Origin of the sequence: Glaciecola sp. HTCC2999 (genome assembly GCF_000155775.1) — a bacterium.
GTDB lineage: Bacteria > Pseudomonadota > Gammaproteobacteria > Enterobacterales > Alteromonadaceae > Opacimonas.
Genome location: NZ_DS989814.1, coordinates 75,517 through 92,525, shown reverse-complemented (window position 1 = coordinate 92,525; position 17,009 = coordinate 75,517). Strand labels below are relative to the sequence as shown.

Here is a 17,009-nt window from a genome sequence, read left to right as displayed (position 1 = left end):
TTATATGAATTGATCCACATTACACCACTTTTCCCCACATTTTTCAGTTTATGGTGTTCTTTGATCCACGTCAAGACAAAAAACAAAGAAAAAATAGGTTTGTGAATAAGACTTAATTTCAATCAAAGTCATCAATGGATTTGGCTAATCCGCAGGTAAAAAAAAACCATTACATTATTTAATGTAATGGTTTTACACATCATCTTTGATGGGAAGAAGTATTAAGCTTCTCTGTGTTCGTATTACTCTGCTTGCTCAGCTTCTGCTTTTGCTTTAGCCGCTGCTTCTGCTGCTAAATTTACAATCTGTAATGAACGAATCGGCTTATCCGTTTTGTTAGATAATTCAACTAAACGATTCAATTGGCTTAATGACATCATTAATGCGTATATTGCACCTGAGAAACCTTTTTTATGTAACTCAACAATATCTTCATCTTTAAGATTGAATAATTTATTTTCGTCAATACTTAACATGCCGGTAATAGCTCGACGCTCACCAGCTTGGTTAACCATACGAATTTCAATTTCAGTTAATAGATCTAATTCAACGACTTTCTTGATAAATTCTTGTGTTAAACGCTCTGAGTTTGCAAGATAATCTAAAAACTCTAAGCGATTTTTCAATAGATCAGCAGCCTCACCGTCTTCAGTGAATAACGCAGCACCATCGTCAGTGATCAAATCAGAAGCATCATCAATAAATACGCCTAAATTGCCGTTGTCTGGACGAATGTCAAATGGGTAACGCTGAATATTCATTGGGACTTGAGGCGCTTGCCAACGATCTTCAGCAAAGAATAAGTTTGATTCTTTCTCAATACCTAACATACATACTGTGTGATGATTACCGGTTTGCTCATCTTTGATGAATACCATTGGGATAGCACCCGCTAACTGAGCAAATTCGCGGATAGACGCTGCTGCTAAGTGAGTATTCTGGGTAAATGCAAAGTTATTTTGAGTCGAAAGTTTAAGATCTTTGTGGACTGCTTTATCTAGTGGTACGTAATTCATTGCCATGGATATATTCTCATTGTTTATTTAGATTATATAGTTATGGTGTGATTATCTGAAAAAACAACCTTGATGTCATGTAGAAACATCATTTTGTGACAAATTTGTAACAAAGCGGGTCTATATTGATAGATTTTATCCTCCCAAGGATAAAACTGGAGATAAAATACACAGTTTTATCCTTCATAGGGACTATAACAAAATCAAGATCCCAATATAAGTAAAAAACGCGATTCCTAAGTAAGGGAAAGGTGATTTCCAAAACGATAACGGTTTCATTTCAACTTTTACCGGTGCTTGTTCTTGTTCAGCTAACACCTCTTTACGTTTTTTCATAAAGTAAACTTGTAACCCGATGGCGATTACAATCGCTAGCGCCATCCATATACTGAACTCTTCATACAACCACACCGCATAAAAATATAAAAATACATATATGGCGATAATGATCCAAAAGAAACCTCTCATTGGCGTATCCTTATTTAATTATTTTGATAAAAAATTCACTGCCATCGCCATCATATGATGATGTACTGGGTTAGCTTTTAGCGCATCACAATTAGATAGAGGGTTCGCATCATTGCCCCCTATTTGGGATACTTGTGCTTGATTCAAGGGAAGATTGGCATGGCATACATTCATACTAGCATCGATTTCAAACAAAGTATGCGGTGCGACAGCATAACTAATTAATTCCTGGATCCCTGCTATTGGAGTCACTTGATCTGATTGTGAATGCGCAGCGAAGATTGGAATAGTAATCCCAGTCGAATCGGCTAATTTTTGACGAATATCACGGATAATATCCATTAACACCAAAGCGGCATGATTGGAAACTTCAGGATATTTATAAGGATTAAGAGAAGCAGTCGCATAATCGCCATCTATCATTCGACTCAGCCACTTAGCAAATGGAATTTTGGATAAGGTTTCAGCATTATCTGCCAGACGTAACGCCCCCGAAAACAACATTAACCCATCAACCTGTGATAAATTGTCAAGCATGTAATCGGTTGCGAGTGCTCCTCCAGTCGAAAATCCACCAATGACTAGGTTATCTCCAAGCGGCTGAGCTAACTGAATAAGCTGAGCGGTATAATCACGCCAAAGCGTTGCTAATTCCGCTGAGTGTAAGACCTTAATAGGCTCATCAACGCCATGGCCAGGTAATAAACCCACAACGACATTATAACCTGCTTCATGTAGTGTTGTTGCGATTGAGCGCATGTAATAAGGCGAGTCACTCAAACCATGTAATAATACCACGACTTGTGTTGTGACACCTTGATGCAACAGCATAAATGGCGCATTACCGTCATTACGAAGCTGGTTGGCACAATATTGAATAACACGACTATTTTTATCATTCAACACAATGGGTTGAACACATGTCTTATTTGCACCTAAACGGGGTGAATGTAATTGAGAAAAAGACATAGATATCGTATCTAGGCTGCTGTCTGCAGTTGAAGACGAGCTAAAGCTAACACCACAAATGACAATAACACTCAACCGAACTAACAGTCTCAACATGTTTGTGTTTCCTAATATTAAAATGACACAGAATCCATACCTGAAATATGATGCAACACACTCATAATTGTTTGTATTATGACACTGTCATCAGAACATTAGCAACATGCGTTATTAATATGAAATTATTACGCATTATTTTTCAAATCATCAAGATGATATTTATCCAAAAGTGTATACAAGGTGGGCCGGGTCACGCCTAATAATGCAGCTGTTTTTGACATATTTTTGTCGGCTTGAGTAAACGCTCGTCGAATAGCGCGACTTTCTGCTTCGGCTCTTACCGAGCGTAAATTGAATACTTCCAAGACTTCATCTTCATTGCCAGGCATTATCGATAAGTCATCGGCATGAATAATTGTTCCCTCAGCTAAAATCACGGCAGACTTTAACTTGTTTTGTAATTCCCTAATATTACCTGGCCATTGATAATGTAACATGGCTGCCATCGCAGAATCGCTAAATCCTTTTACTTTGCTTCCATAATCATGGGTATACTGCTTTAAGAAAGTTTTTGCTAATAACAACACGTCACTTTCACGATCTCGTAATGGTGGAATGTTAATGATTATTTCGCCGATTCTATAAAACAAATCTTCACGAAAGCTTTCGTGGCTAACCATCGTTTGGATATCACGGTGAGTCGCACATATTACGCGGATATCAACACTAATTTCACTCCGCCCACCAACCCGCTCAATGACGCGTTCTTGAAGGAAGCGCAACATTTTTGCCTGAAGACTGATAGGCATATCACCAATTTCATCTAAAAATAACGTACCACCTTGCGCCGTCTCAATCTTTCCTAGTGTGGTTTTATTAGCGCCAGTAAATGCACCTTTTTCATACCCAAACAACTCACTTTCCAATAAATTTTCTGGAATCGAGGCGCAATTAATCGCTACAAACGGTTTGTCTACCCGTGAACTTCCCTCATGTATAAGCCTAGCAAAAACCTCTTTACCCGTTCCACTTTCACCCAATAATAAAGTCGAAATATCAGTTTTAGCTATTTTCTCAACACGCCTACTGACGTTTTGGATAGACTCAGACACGCCTATAATAGGACCTAAATGCTGTCGAGAGAGAGCTAAACGGCGGTTTTCTCGTTCTAAGCTAGATACGTATAACGCCCGTGAAATTAAAATTTTAATGGTATCTGAGTCAATCGGTTTTTGATAAAAATCATAAGCCCCCAATTCTATAGCCTGCAGCGCATGTGTTTTATCATTATTGCCCGTCACGACGATTACTTTAGTGTAGGGCGCAAGCATAAGTACTTCTTCGAGAACTTTTAAGCCTTCAGAAGCATTGGCAGGATCTGGTGGCAGGCCTAAATCTAATGTTATGACGGCCGGTTCGTGACGACGTAATTGCGTAATAGCCGATTCTCGATTATCTGCAAATACCACGTCAAAATCAGATAAACTCCACTTTAACTGTTTTTGGATCCCTAAATCATCATCGACGATTAATACCTTACTCATATTCTATCCTTGATGAACTTTGATTAGGTATATATCGGCAGTAACACCGTAAAAGTAGAGCCTAAATTTTCTCGGCTATTCACTTTAATACTTCCGCCAATTCCTTCAATGTATTGTTTCGCGTCATATGCACCAATACCCATACCCGCATTACCTTTAGTCGTATAGAAAGGCGTGAATAGACATTCATCAATAAACGTCTTACTCATGCCATGTCCAGTATCCTTAATCACTATTTTAACCATATTGATATTGTCACTTTGGGTGACATGGATTGTGACACAACCATCCTTGGGTGAAGCTTCTTGAGCATTATTGATCAAGTGATAAAACACATTACTCAATTTTTCACTATCACCTCTTACCGCTTCCACAAGCTCATGCTCTAATCTAGGTATCGGTTTGTAGGCGGCGCACTTTTGCGTAATAACCGCTTGAATAATCTTACATACATCTATTGGCTGCATTTTATGTGCGGAAGTCAGCTGTTTTTCGGTCAGTTGTTTAAGCATATTTTGCATTCGAGATTGCGTGAATTTCAATGTTTCAAACGTATCATCTATAAAATCAGGATTAGATTTATGTTGCTGAGCGTTACATAAAATCAATTCAACTTGCGCCATCACGTTTTTCAAGTCGTGGACGACAAATGCCGACATACGATTGAATGCTGAAAATTGCATATTTTCAGCAACTTCTCTCGACGCCTCATAATGCAATACATAATTACTCACCTGCGCTAATACCGCATTTAAATAATCTCGTAATTCCCAGTTTAGCTTTCGGATAATACCACTTTGTGTAAACAACACAGCGATTCCCCATAATTCACTATTGCGATAAATGGGTAAAATAAACTGATATTGAGTGGCACTGATTTCATGTAATTCAATATCTAAACCGATGTAATTTTCAGGTTTAACTTGTAATTCATGCAAATCAATCAGCCAAGACTTTTGCTTTAAAAAAGCAATCGCTTGCATCAATAAATGATCATCCGGAACACTCGGGGGGGGCGCCTTAGAATTCGCCACTATTTGATAATGAGAACCCGCCAACTTACACAATATGCCATTATCGTAATTTACCGAGTTCATCAGTCCTTGCAAGGCAGTTTGATAAACTTCGGAGATACCACCATCCCCTTTAGCCAGTATATTAGTTAACTCAACCCATTGTGCTCGATAATCGAATTGATTTGCAAAAAAGTGTTTAATAATAAACACCTTAAATGTATTGCGGATATGACTCGATAAAAACAATATCATGATAGGAATGAGCGATAGAATGATCATGCCGACGAAAATTGAAGTGTTCCAGAATTCCCTGGAGTTTGAAAAAATATACCCAAGCACGATCATAATGAATACATATATGACTGCTACACTCAATAGCGTGCTGTGTAATATAATATCTCGCGATATAAATATCTTGATCCCCCAGTGCTCCATGCGCCGAACAGCCAAGAATAGAAACGGGATCATCAAGGCATAAACATAACCTCTGACAACGATATAATTCGCATCTAGCACAGCCTCTTCAGTACTGTATGCATACCAGGCGACATCAAAGATATTGATGATCACTAGGTATAACATCAATGGTATGAAAGCCCATTTTTTCTCGGCAGCTTGTTGCTGCAAAATGACTAACAAGAGGATTAACGTTAGCGCTGTTATCGTATAAATCAAATAAACCTTAGACACAGGGACCGTGATTAGCCATACGATTGCGATGGTAAGAAATAGAATGCTCCATCCGAGCCATCTAAATTTTTTATAACGCGAATGAAATGTATCCGACAATTGATTATGCAGGACCATACATAGGAACACACACCAACTGACTTGTTTCAATAAATCAAATGTTAGGTGTTGATCAAGTCCAGACTCAGGGAAAATCCAACTATTGTATCCTAACGTCCACACCAAATTAGACACAACAGCAAGTATGAGCAGAAGTTTAACTTTCCCACCTTGACGCACTGTCAATAATAAAAACAGCAAGAATACAAATCCTGCTGAGGCAACACAATATCCTAAATTAGAGATCATCCTTGAACCTAAGTAGCTACAACTAAGTGAATTTAGAGAGCATTATCATATTTAATCGACTATCGTTTTTGTAAAACCAGACTTCCAATAGAATAACCAGCACCAAATGAACATATTAATGCATAATCATTTGTTTGAAGATTTTTTTGATGTTGATGAAAAGCAATAATGGAACCCGCTGAGGCCGTATTAGCAAATTCATCTAATATAATGGGTGCCTCAGTTGGTGTCGCCATTCGCCCTAATAGTTTTTTACAAATTAAGGTATTCATATTGATATTAGCTTGGTGTAAAAACCACTTACTCACATCATCAGGCGTTAAGTCATGACGAGATAAATGTGTCTCAATATGCTCTGCCGCCATAGGACACACTTCTTTAAAGACCTTGCGACCCGCTTGATGAAATAACTTATCAGCACCGTAAGGCTCTGCATCCGTAGCATGACTCATATACCCAAAATTAGAACGTATATTGTTAGAGTAAGACGTTACCGCATGAGTAGAGAGGACATCATAAACATGCTCACTATCGGCTTGAGCTCCATCTTCTAAAATCATAGCCGTAGCGACATCACCAAAAATAAAATGACTGTCTCTATCTTTGTAGTTAATTTGTGGTGATACTAACTCAGGGTTAATGACTAACACCGTTTTGGCAGTATGTGACTTAATCATTTCATAAGCACGATGCATACCGAAAGTCGCAGCGGAACATGCCACAAGCATGTCAAAGCCAAATCCCTCTATACCTAACGCAGCTTGCACCTCGATCGCAATAGCCGGATAGGAACGCTGAGTATAAGCACATGATACAATAACAACATCTATATCTGCCGCAGTTTTGTTAGCTGCTTGCATCGCATCTTTAGCTGCCGCAACCGCCATTTCAGCTTGATGAGATAACTCATCATCGTTACGCTCAGGGATATCAGGGCGCATTCGATGAATATCAAGTGTTCCTTCTTTCACAAATACATAGCGAGATTTTATACCCGACGCTTTTTCGATAAAATCAGCACTAGAGTGAGGTATTGGTTGAAACGTGCCTGCGTCAATCTGAGCCTGGTGTTGTGCATTAGTTAAATCGGCATAATCATTGTAACTTGCGACTAATTCATCATTGGTGATGCTGTGAGGAGGGACAAACATGCCACTACCGCTAATAACGACTGATGTTTTCATATAGGCTCTTTATTATATTTTTTTTCAGCTTATCATGAATTCAAATAATATCAATTCAGTCAAATATTTGGTACCGGCATTAAAGGAATGAGAATAGAAGCAATACTGTTGAACAAGTCTGCACGCTGAGACGTATTGCGCCAAACTAATGCGATTTCACGGTATGCATTCCCATCACTAGGTAATGTAGTTAACCCCGTGTTATTCAATATACCTTGACGCTTAGCTAGTTCAGGAATAAAGGTAAAACCTTGATGGTGTTGTGACATCTGCAGTAATGTATGGATACTACTTGCAGATAAGGCATTCACTTGTTCTTGATAAGCGATTTCACACGCTGAAACAGCATGGTCTGTCATACAATGTTCAGCTTGCAACAGATATACACTGTCTTTAGGTAATCTCGAGTATTCAAAAGGCTGTGGTAAATTCGCTATTTGCTCAGGATGACCGACTAAATGAAATGGATCATGCCCTAAAATTCGTTGACGACAATTCGGCGTCGCAAACGGCAGCGCTAATAGCACAACATCAAGTTTGCCACTCATTAAATCAGCCATGACATTAGCTGAAGTGTCTTCACTCAACAATAATTGAAGTTCAGGATATTGTTCTTTTGCACTCGTTAGAAGGTCATTAAAAATAAAAGGAGCAATAGTCGGAATGACCCCCATTCTCAACACTGACTTTCGCCAATCTCCCCCGGTCTCAGCAAACTGAGTAAAATCTTGCGCATCTTCGACGAGCTTCTGTGCGCGCTCGACTAACGCTAGGCCAAAGGAGGTGAAAACAAAATGTTTATTATCACGTTCTAAAATCTGATTACCACACTGCTCTTCTAAATTTTGAATAGCCGCGCTCAAGGTCGATTGGCTTATAAAACAACGTTTAGCTGCCCGATTAAAGTGCTGTTCTTCGTGCAGCATCAATAAATAAGAAAGGTGATTTAAATTTGGTAACTTCATAGTGCTAGCCTAACACAAATAGAAAAGGAATTAGGGTGAAATGAGTGCCTTGATTTTTTTTTGCATCTTCTTGGTACTCGTATGTCTAATATCTTGTCCCCCCGCTAAATAAATGATGTATTCGCATAAATTTTTGCAGTGATCACCAATACGTTCTAACGCTCGCAATCCAGACATAATCGCTAACCAATTATCAAGTTGCTCCACTTCATGCCGCAATCTATCTTTTAACATTAACATAATATGCTCGTATTTAGCGTCGATAATATCATCTCGTTCGAACACTAATGCTGCAGACTGCACATCTTGACGCGCAAAAGCATCAAATGTTTTTTGCATCATTTTGATAATTTCCTCTCCCAACACAATAGTATTAAGTTTGATTTGCTCATCAATTTGAAAAATACCCTGGCTAATATATTTGGCTACCCGAGCAATTTCATCACCCATTCGCTCAATATCTGTGGTCGTTTTTGAAACGGTCATCACTAACCTTAAATCACTGGCCGTTGGATTTCGAGTGGCTAAAATTCGAAGACACTCTTTGTCAATCTCCACTTCTAACTGATTAATTCTCATGTCGTTTAATACCACTTTTTCCGCACGACTGGCCTCATTAAATTGAATGGCTTGAATTACATTGAGTAATTGCTGCTCTACTTCTCCCCCCATCACTAAAACAGCATTGCGTAAATCTTCAAGTTCTTTATTAAAGCTAACAGAAATATGTGTATTAAAATCAATATGTGCCATAAACGTTATCCATACCGCCCGGTAATATAATCTTCTGTTTGTTTATGCTTCGGTTGAGTAAACAAGCTGTCAGAATCAGTATACTCAATCAACTCACCTTTATGAATAAATGCAGTGTAATCAGAAATTCGGGCGGCTTGTTGCATATTATGTGTCACCATTACAATCGTAGTATGCTGTTTTAAACTTTGCATTAATTCTTCTATAAATAACGTCGCTAAGGGGTCTAATGCCGATGTTGGTTCGTCTAATAGTAGAATTTGAGGTTTTAACGCAAGGGCACGCGCAATCATCAATCGTTGTTGTTGCCCGCCTGATAAGATCATGGCAGGCTCATGTAAACGGTCTTTCACTTCATCCCAAAGACCTGCATTAATAAGCGCTTTTTCAATCGCATCATCAATTTGTCGACGTGAATACTGCTGTTGTAATTTAAGACCAAATCCCACATTCTCGTATATCGTCATCGGAAAAGGATTGGGTTGCTGGAATACCATGCCAACATTCGTTCTGAGTCGGGCGACATTTTCGCGTTTATGGTTGATGTCACGCTTATCCATCCAGATATGACCTGTGATCTTATGATCGGTGATGAGTTCATTCATACGGTTCATCGAGTTTAATAATGTGGTTTTTCCACAGCCGCTCTGCCCTATTATAGACGTGATGGAATAAGCAGGAATTCGCATCGAAATATTATCGAGTACCACTTTATTATTTAACTCGACACTTAACGATTCAATATTGACGGCAATATTTTCTGGTGTCAGTTTTTTTAATGGTGTTGTTTTACGACTAAATAAATTCATAACCCTTCATCACTGCCAATCATATTGTTTTTTCAAACGATAACGTAGCCAACTTGCCATCGAGTTTAACACTATGACGATTAAAATTAGTAACAAACACGTAGCAAACATCATTGATGATTCATCGATAGTAGTTTGACTGTGAAATACCCCATCAAAAACCAATACGCCTAAATGCATAAATTGACGCTCTAAATGGATAAATGGAAATTCATTATCTACGGGCAGTACAGGTGCTGACATGACCGCTCCAACTAATAATAACGGAGTCACTTCACCCGCGGCTCGAGCAATGGCTAATATCCCACCGGTGACAATACTAGGACTCGCAATGGGCAGAACAATCTTAATGATCATTTCAAATTTGGTCGCACCTAATGCCATTGCTCCTTTTTTAAGTCCTTCAGGGACTTGCCTCAGACCTTCTTCCGTTGACACTATCACCACAGGTAATGTTAATAATGCCATCGTTAACGCTGCCCATAATAAACCTGGCGCGCCAAAGGTTGGACTTGGAAGCGTGTCTGAGTACAGCCACTGATCTAGCGTCGTGCCAATCACAAACACAAATAATCCCAATCCAAACACCCCATAAACAATGGCAGGGATCCCGGCTAAATTAGTGATGATAGTACGCAGAATTATCGTAAAATAATTATATGGGGCGAATTCATTTAAGTATAATGCGGTTAAAACGCCAAATGGCATAACCAAAATAGTCATTAAAAAAACTAACAATAACGTACCGAACAATGCAGGAAATACGCCTCCTGAAGCATTAGATTGCTTAGGATCATCACTCATAAAATTCCATATTTTTAACGCACTTACGCTCATTCTCTCAAGCCAAGATAAGCCATTGGAATCAATAAGATAATCCACTTGATAAAGCGGTATTGAAAGCGGGGTACCATCCGCTTGTTGATAGTGAATTTGAATACCATTTAACTGTGTTTCAAGCTGCTGTTTTTGTGCCATCAGTGACATGATTTGCATATGTGTTTTTTCATATCGAATCTTATCTTTCATTGAGCCACTTTCAGTAAATGTCGCCAATTCAATATTCAACGGTATGAGTGTCTTTGTTAATGTGCGAAGTTGAGTTTGTAGCTGATAAATTTCATCCCGTAAATCAGAATAAGCAGCGCGTGAATATCGTTCAATCTTATTTGGCTCAGATGATGACTGCAATGTTAAGTGGCTAGCGAATATTTTACTGCCGTCATTTAGATGTAATGTCCAAATAGGATGAATGATAGGTCGGTAGATAATATTGTCATCATGAACAAATAACTGCTGGTTTTTTTGTGTATTTGGATGATAAACCAATAGGACATGTTCCTCTTGGACCTCTTTGTCATCGTATAATTGAGCATAATATTCAAGCGCGTTTCCATGCTTATCTGTGATTTGCACATTGACCGTTGGATAAACTATGAAATAACTCAACCCTTTGATTAAAACAAACATAATCAATCCGATTAATGCCAATGACAACATCGCAGCAGCACTCGCTGCTAAATTAATTGTAATAAAGCTATTATCGGGTTTATATAGCTTAGTCATATAAACCTCTGAGGGACTTTGTATATCGATACTTAATCAACTCAGCCACAGAATTGAGGACAAATGTAAATAAAAATAATAATAAGGCAGTGACAAATAAGACCGTCATGTGGCTATTCATATGATTGGCTTCAGGTAATTCAATCACTAAATTTGCAGAAAGTGCTCGCAACCCTGCAAAAATGTCCCATTGCGCAATAGGTGTATTACCCGTGACCATCAATACAATCATGGTTTCTCCAAACGCACGTCCTAAACCTATCATAACTGCTGCAATAATCCCTGGCGCGGCAGCAGGCAGTAATACATACTGAAGCGTTTGTAAGCGCGTGGCTCCTAACGCTGCTGCAGCTTTGATCATTGAATTAGAGACGCCACTGAGGGCATCCTCCGCCAATGAGAAAATCGTAGGAGAAATCGCAATTCCCAATGCCACTGCCACTACTAACGTTGATTTATCAAGACTGATTGTGTCGATGGCAAATACCAGCAACATATCGTTTAGTGGCCCAGAAATTCCTTCAAAACAAAACCATACTAGCGCTAAAATAAGGAATACCTGAAGACCTAATTCCATACTCACAAAAATGTGCTTTAAGCCGAACCATTTTGCTAGCAAAAATACACCATGCGCACTTAAAAGCATCACTGGCAATAACACAATAAATAGGAGAAAAGAAAGTAACGCCGCTTCGGTAAGTGGTACTAACCAAATTGCAGCAATTAAACCAATCGCAACTGAGGGGATTGCTTCCAATACTTCAATCATCGGTTTTAATGTGCGTTGAATCACTCTTGGGGCAAAATACCCAACATAAATAGCACTTCCGAGCGCTAGAGGGATTGCCACAAGTAATGCCAGTAAACTTGCTTTTGCACTACCAATTAATAAAGGCATGATATTATACTTACGGTCTTGGAAGTCGAGAGAAGGGTTAGTTTGCCACAGGTATTCAGCATCATAGTACCCAACATATTGTTGTGGTGAGAATAGCTCAGCGATAGTAATAGCGGAGTGTAATGCTGAAAATTCGCCAAGGACCACAAATTGGTCATGATGCAGTACTAGCTTATTTCGATAAAATGTGACAGTGACCTCGGACAAGTTCACCTCTTTAGGAAGGCCTTCAATACGTTGATGATTAAGCGGTTCAAGTGTCACACTGTTTAGCATTAAATAATGCTTTTGACCATCCAAAGAATAAACAACATGGATGATGTTATGAATATCATTCTCACCCACTACGGCAAGTGGAGGAATGCTTTGGTACGCTTGTTTAAATAATAAATCTTCTTGGAATGCTAGCCCCGTCTTAGGTTGACTCAATAGTTGGATACGTTTAATTTGGAGAATATGACTCTCATTTTCCTGTTGTCGTATTTGGACATAAAATACATTAGGCTGCTGACTGATTTGCCACTCCATTAACTCACCATCAACAGGAAAAGATATCTTAAAATCAGTCTTCAGCTGACGCACCACAATTTGATTATCATGATGAGATAATTCAAATCGGTTTGACATTAAACGTACATTTTCTAGATGCTCATTGTGCGGCTGCATCGTTGAGAGCGCTGGCGGATTATCCGTTAACATAGTCACAGCTTGTTGTGGGGCTAATTTAGTAAATGTTACTTCTGGTGTATAGAGTATTGGCGCAGCACGATAAATCAATGTCGAAATCAAAGCCAAAAATGTCATAATGACAAGCAAGGCAGACGCCCTTACTCCACCACGAAATACCCGGTCAGTAAAAAAACGCGATGGTTTGTTATGTTGGTGACTTAATTTCATGTGAGTACAAGTCAGTTGATATTTGTTCATACTACAAAGCACCAATGTAAAGTGCAAACCCATCATGAAAATGTATGCTTTTAAATCTAATTTTAGTGTATTTATAGATAAAGCGGCGATTATTGATTGTAAGTATTCGTTCTTATTGTAATATCGTAATATTGGTTATACCTATCTCTATCAATATCATGGAGTCAAATGAATAGCACATCGATTTATTACCCCAAAGAACTAAGCTGGTTAGCCTTTAATGAGCGTGTTTTGCAAGAGGCCGCTGATGAAAATAATCCGGTGATTGAACGCTTACGTTTTTTAGGTATTTACTCCAATAACCTCGATGAGTTTTTTAAAGTCCGCGTGGCTGGCGTGCAACGCATGATTTCTATCGCAGAAAATACAGGCGATGAAGCAGAAATAGATGCAGGTAGAATTTTATTAGATAAAATCCAAGATAAAGTGATTCGTGCTTCTAAGCAATTTGACCTCATACATAGACGTATTATTAAGGAACTAGGGCGTTACAATATCTTTATATTAAAAGCAGAGCAGTTATCCGATACCCATACTAAATGGGTTACTGATCTGTTCTTTAATAAAATATTACGTCATATTGCGCCAATATTAGTGCATAATAAAATCGATTTATCACAGCGCTTAAATGGTTCTTCCGTGTACTTTTATGTCGCTTTGAAACGTGCTGGACGTAATCCTAAATACGCAGTCGTACAAATCCCCACAGAAGAGGTATCACGTTTTATTCAATTGCCTTCTGAGAAGTCTCGTAAAAAGAAAAACATTATTCTCCTTGATGACATTATTCAACTTTGTTTAGAGCAAATCTTTCGTGGTTTTGTCAAATATGATGACATCGAGGCATATTCATTTAAATTAACCCGTGATGCTGAATACCGCCTAAACGAGGAAATCGACGAATCTTACGTAGATAAAATGTCAGAAAGTATGAAGCAGCGGCTGATCGCTGAACCGGTTCGAGTTATCCACGACGATAAGATGCCCGATTACATGATCCAAGATTTAGCCAAACGCTTAAAGTTAAAGTCGTCAGAAACGCTACAAGAGGCTGGTCATTATCGTAACTTTAAAGACTTTATCGGTTTTCCTAATGTTGGTCGTGCCTATTTAGAAAATCCTAAATTACCCGCTATTAGTACTGAACAATTTAATCATTACAACACTGTATTCGAGGCGATTACCGCGGATGATATTTTACTGTACTACCCATATCATCGTTTCTTACACTTCACAGAGTTTGTTCGCCAAGCGGCTTTTGATCGTAATGTGAGTCATATCCGCTTAAATATTTATCGTGTCGCCTCACAATCTCGGATAATTAACTCACTAATTGACGCTGTAGACAACGGAAAAAATGTCACTGTGGTTGTTGAATTGCGTGCAAGATTTGATGAAGAAGCGAATATACAGTGGTCAAAACGCATGACCGATGCGGGGATTAAAGTGGTCTTTGGTAATCCTAATATCAAAATCCACTCTAAACTGTGTGTCATTTCTCGAGAAGAGCGCAATCAAACCGTCCATTATGCACACTTTGGGACCGGTAATTTTAATGAAAAAACAGCCAAAATATATACTGATTATTCCCTTTTTACCCGCAACCAAGAACTGGCTCAAGAAGCATTAGACGTATTTGACTTTATTATTAACCCCTATCGCAATGTAAAGTTCAAGCACTTACAAGTTTCACCCGTGAATTCACGCTTGAAAATCCAATCCTTTATACGTACTGAAATACAAAACTACAACCAAGATTTACCTTCGGGCATCACGTTAAAAGTCAATAATTTAGTCGATAAAGAGTTAATTGATGATTTATATCGAGCGAGTCAGGCAGGTGTTAATATCCGTATTATTGTTAGAGGAATGTGTTCTTTAATTCCGGGAGTAGCAGGACTTAGCGACAATATTACCATTATCAGTATTGTCGATCGATTTTTAGAGCACCCTCGAGTCATGTTATTTGAAAATGCTGGTGATAAGCGTGTTTTTATTTCTTCAGCCGATTGGATGACACGTAATATGGATGGCCGAATTGAAGTCGGAGCGCCTATCTATTCACAACGACTGATTGAACAAATAGATACGACGTTAAATTTACAATTTCAAGATACATTAAAAGCAAGGATTATCGACCAAGAACAAAGCAACCAATATGTCAAACGTGGTAATCGTCGCCATCTACGGTCGCAAATGGCGATTTATGAGTACTTAAAGCAGGTCGAAAAACAGGCGATACTAGATAACCAAACTCAGGATGCAGAAAGTGAGTAAGCCAGAACGCGTCGTTAATGACCTCCCTGCGACTGAATATGAACATTTAGCTGCGCTGGATTTAGGCTCAAACAGTTTTCATTTAGTCGTCACTCGAATCGTTAATGGCTCGGTTCAAATTGTACATCGAGTTAAACAACGGGTAGCGTTGGCGCAAGGTTTAGACGAAGATTTTCAGCTTTCACCAGAAGCGATTCAACGAGGTCTCGATGCGCTTGATATTATGCGTGAGAGCTTACAAGGATTTTCACCTGAAAAAGTCCGTATTGTCGCCACTTATACCTTACGCAAGGCGCGCAACTCGCATGAATTTATCCATCGTGCTCGCAACATATTGCCTTACCCGGTAGAAATAATATCTGGAATGGAAGAAGCGCGCTTAATTTATTCCGGCGTATCGCATACTTCCTTTGATGAAGGACGACGTTTAATTGTCGATATTGGTGGCGGTTCCACTGAACTAGTCATTGGGGATGGCTTTGAACCACTCGTTTGTCGTTCCCTAGAGATGGGTTGTGTGAGCTTTACAAAACGGTTTTTTACCAAAAAAAAGATCTCAAAAAAACAATTCAAACGTGCTATTACTGCCACTCAACAAACCCTAACACTGATTACCAATCGGTACACGAAATTAGGTTGGCAAACAGCGATTGGCACTTCAGGAACCATCAAAACGATTATTCAACTCATCCGTGATAAAGAATCAAGCGACTATACGCCTATCACACTATGCGCCTTAGAGGCATTGATGGAAGATGCAATTAACGCTGAAACAATAGAAGCACTTCCAGTAGCCACTATTGCAGCTGATCGTTCGTCGGTCTTTTGTGCAGGCTTAGCCATTTTAATCGGCGTGTTTAAAAGTTTTGATATTAAGCAAATGGATTTTTCATCGAGCGCATTACGCGAGGGTGTAATTTTTGAAATGCAAGAGAGTATCGGGAAAGTCGATACTCGAGAACGGACATCACAATCCTTAGCTAAGCTATATCATGTTGATTCAGAGCAAGCTCGACGTGTATTACAGACTTGTCATGATCTGGTTGCACAAAGCCCTTATAAATGGTTGAAAAAAAAACAATTACTCAAAAATATATTAGGCTGGGCCTGCTTATTACATGAAGTAGGGATCCATATTAATTCTCGAGGATTTCAGCGCCATTCAGCGTATATTATTGAACACACTGAACTTGCCGGATTTAACCTTGAAGAACAACGGTTATTAGCATTATTAGTTCGCTTTTCTCGTAAAAAAATTCGACCTGAGCTTATTAATGACTTTGATCAGTTTAGCAAAGCACAGATTCAAGCAATGTTAGTGATCTTACGTTTAAGTGTGTTACTCAATGTTAAACGCCAAGATGATATTCATCCTCAAATCTTCTTCACCCCTAACAAAAAACAGATTGATGTGACATTTGGGGATAATTGGTTAGCAGGAAAACCAATATTTTCTGCTGATTTAGCCGCTGAACAGAAATACCTTAAAGCAATAGGGATAGAGCTAACGCTCGGTTAACTCTATTCCTACATCATTTTA

13 protein-coding genes are annotated in these 17,009 nt (G+C 38.8%); 2 read left to right on the top strand and 11 right to left on the bottom strand.

The window, feature by feature from the left end; translation table 11 throughout:
* Positions 1 to 242 precede the first annotated feature (242 nt).
* From G2999_RS09875 to G2999_RS12700, 11 genes are all read right to left on the bottom strand, one after another.
* The gene (locus G2999_RS09875; RefSeq protein WP_010181162.1) at positions 243 to 1,022 is read right to left on the bottom strand and encodes a SapC family protein; all 780 of its coding nucleotides are present in this window, start codon (positions 1,020 to 1,022) and stop codon (positions 243 to 245) included.
* Between the two features lie 186 nt (positions 1,023 to 1,208).
* Positions 1,209 to 1,484: a hypothetical protein gene (locus G2999_RS09870; RefSeq protein WP_010181159.1), complete on the bottom strand. Its 276-nt coding sequence runs from the start codon at positions 1,482 to 1,484 to the stop codon at positions 1,209 to 1,211.
* Positions 1,485 to 1,502: 18 nt separating this feature from the next.
* Positions 1,503 to 2,549, bottom strand: coding sequence for a carboxylesterase (locus tag G2999_RS09865; RefSeq protein ID WP_010181157.1), 1,047 nt, complete (start codon positions 2,547 to 2,549; stop codon positions 1,503 to 1,505).
* Positions 2,550 to 2,677: 128 nt separating this feature from the next.
* Positions 2,678 to 4,036: a PEP-CTERM-box response regulator transcription factor gene (gene prsR / locus G2999_RS09860; RefSeq protein ID WP_010181155.1), complete on the bottom strand. Its 1,359-nt coding sequence runs from the start codon at positions 4,034 to 4,036 to the stop codon at positions 2,678 to 2,680.
* Positions 4,037 to 4,059: 23 nt separating this feature from the next.
* On the bottom strand, positions 4,060 to 6,090 hold the full coding sequence (prsK, locus tag G2999_RS09855) for an XrtA/PEP-CTERM system histidine kinase PrsK (RefSeq protein ID WP_010181153.1): 2,031 nt from the start codon (positions 6,088 to 6,090) through the stop codon (positions 4,060 to 4,062).
* Positions 6,091 to 6,149: 59 nt separating this feature from the next.
* On the bottom strand, positions 6,150 to 7,274 hold the full coding sequence (locus G2999_RS09850) for a beta-ketoacyl-ACP synthase III (RefSeq protein WP_010181151.1): 1,125 nt from the start codon (positions 7,272 to 7,274) through the stop codon (positions 6,150 to 6,152).
* Between the two features lie 59 nt (positions 7,275 to 7,333).
* Positions 7,334 to 8,239, bottom strand: coding sequence for a hydrogen peroxide-inducible genes activator (locus tag G2999_RS09845; protein ID WP_010181148.1), 906 nt, complete (start codon positions 8,237 to 8,239; stop codon positions 7,334 to 7,336).
* A gap of 30 nt (positions 8,240 to 8,269) precedes the next feature.
* Positions 8,270 to 8,992: a phosphate signaling complex protein PhoU gene (gene phoU, locus G2999_RS09840; protein ID WP_010181146.1), complete on the bottom strand. Its 723-nt coding sequence runs from the start codon at positions 8,990 to 8,992 to the stop codon at positions 8,270 to 8,272.
* A 5-nt stretch (positions 8,993 to 8,997) separates the two neighbouring features.
* Positions 8,998 to 9,801: a phosphate ABC transporter ATP-binding protein PstB gene (pstB, locus tag G2999_RS09835; RefSeq protein ID WP_010181144.1), complete on the bottom strand. Its 804-nt coding sequence runs from the start codon at positions 9,799 to 9,801 to the stop codon at positions 8,998 to 9,000.
* Between the two features lie 9 nt (positions 9,802 to 9,810).
* Positions 9,811 to 11,367 carry a phosphate ABC transporter permease PstA gene (gene pstA / locus G2999_RS09830; protein WP_010181142.1) on the bottom strand — a complete coding sequence of 519 codons (1,557 nt, stop codon included), beginning with the start codon at positions 11,365 to 11,367 and terminating at the stop codon, positions 9,811 to 9,813.
* Entirely contained in the window at positions 11,360 to 13,192 is a 1,833-nt protein-coding gene (locus G2999_RS12700) for an ABC transporter permease subunit (RefSeq protein ID WP_010181140.1), read from the bottom strand. The genes pstA and G2999_RS12700 overlap by 8 nt, the downstream gene beginning before the upstream one ends.
* A 168-nt stretch (positions 13,193 to 13,360) precedes the next feature.
* Here G2999_RS12700 and ppk1 point away from each other — a divergent pair, with 168 nt between their 5' ends.
* Positions 13,361 to 15,469 (top strand): polyphosphate kinase 1, encoded by a 2,109-nt coding sequence (gene ppk1, locus G2999_RS09820; RefSeq protein ID WP_010181138.1) that lies wholly within the window; start codon positions 13,361 to 13,363, stop codon positions 15,467 to 15,469.
* Positions 15,462 to 16,988: an exopolyphosphatase gene (ppx, locus tag G2999_RS09815; protein WP_010181136.1), complete on the top strand. Its 1,527-nt coding sequence runs from the start codon at positions 15,462 to 15,464 to the stop codon at positions 16,986 to 16,988. Before ppk1 ends, ppx begins: the two co-directional genes overlap by 8 nt.
* Positions 16,989 to 17,009 lie beyond the last annotated feature (21 nt).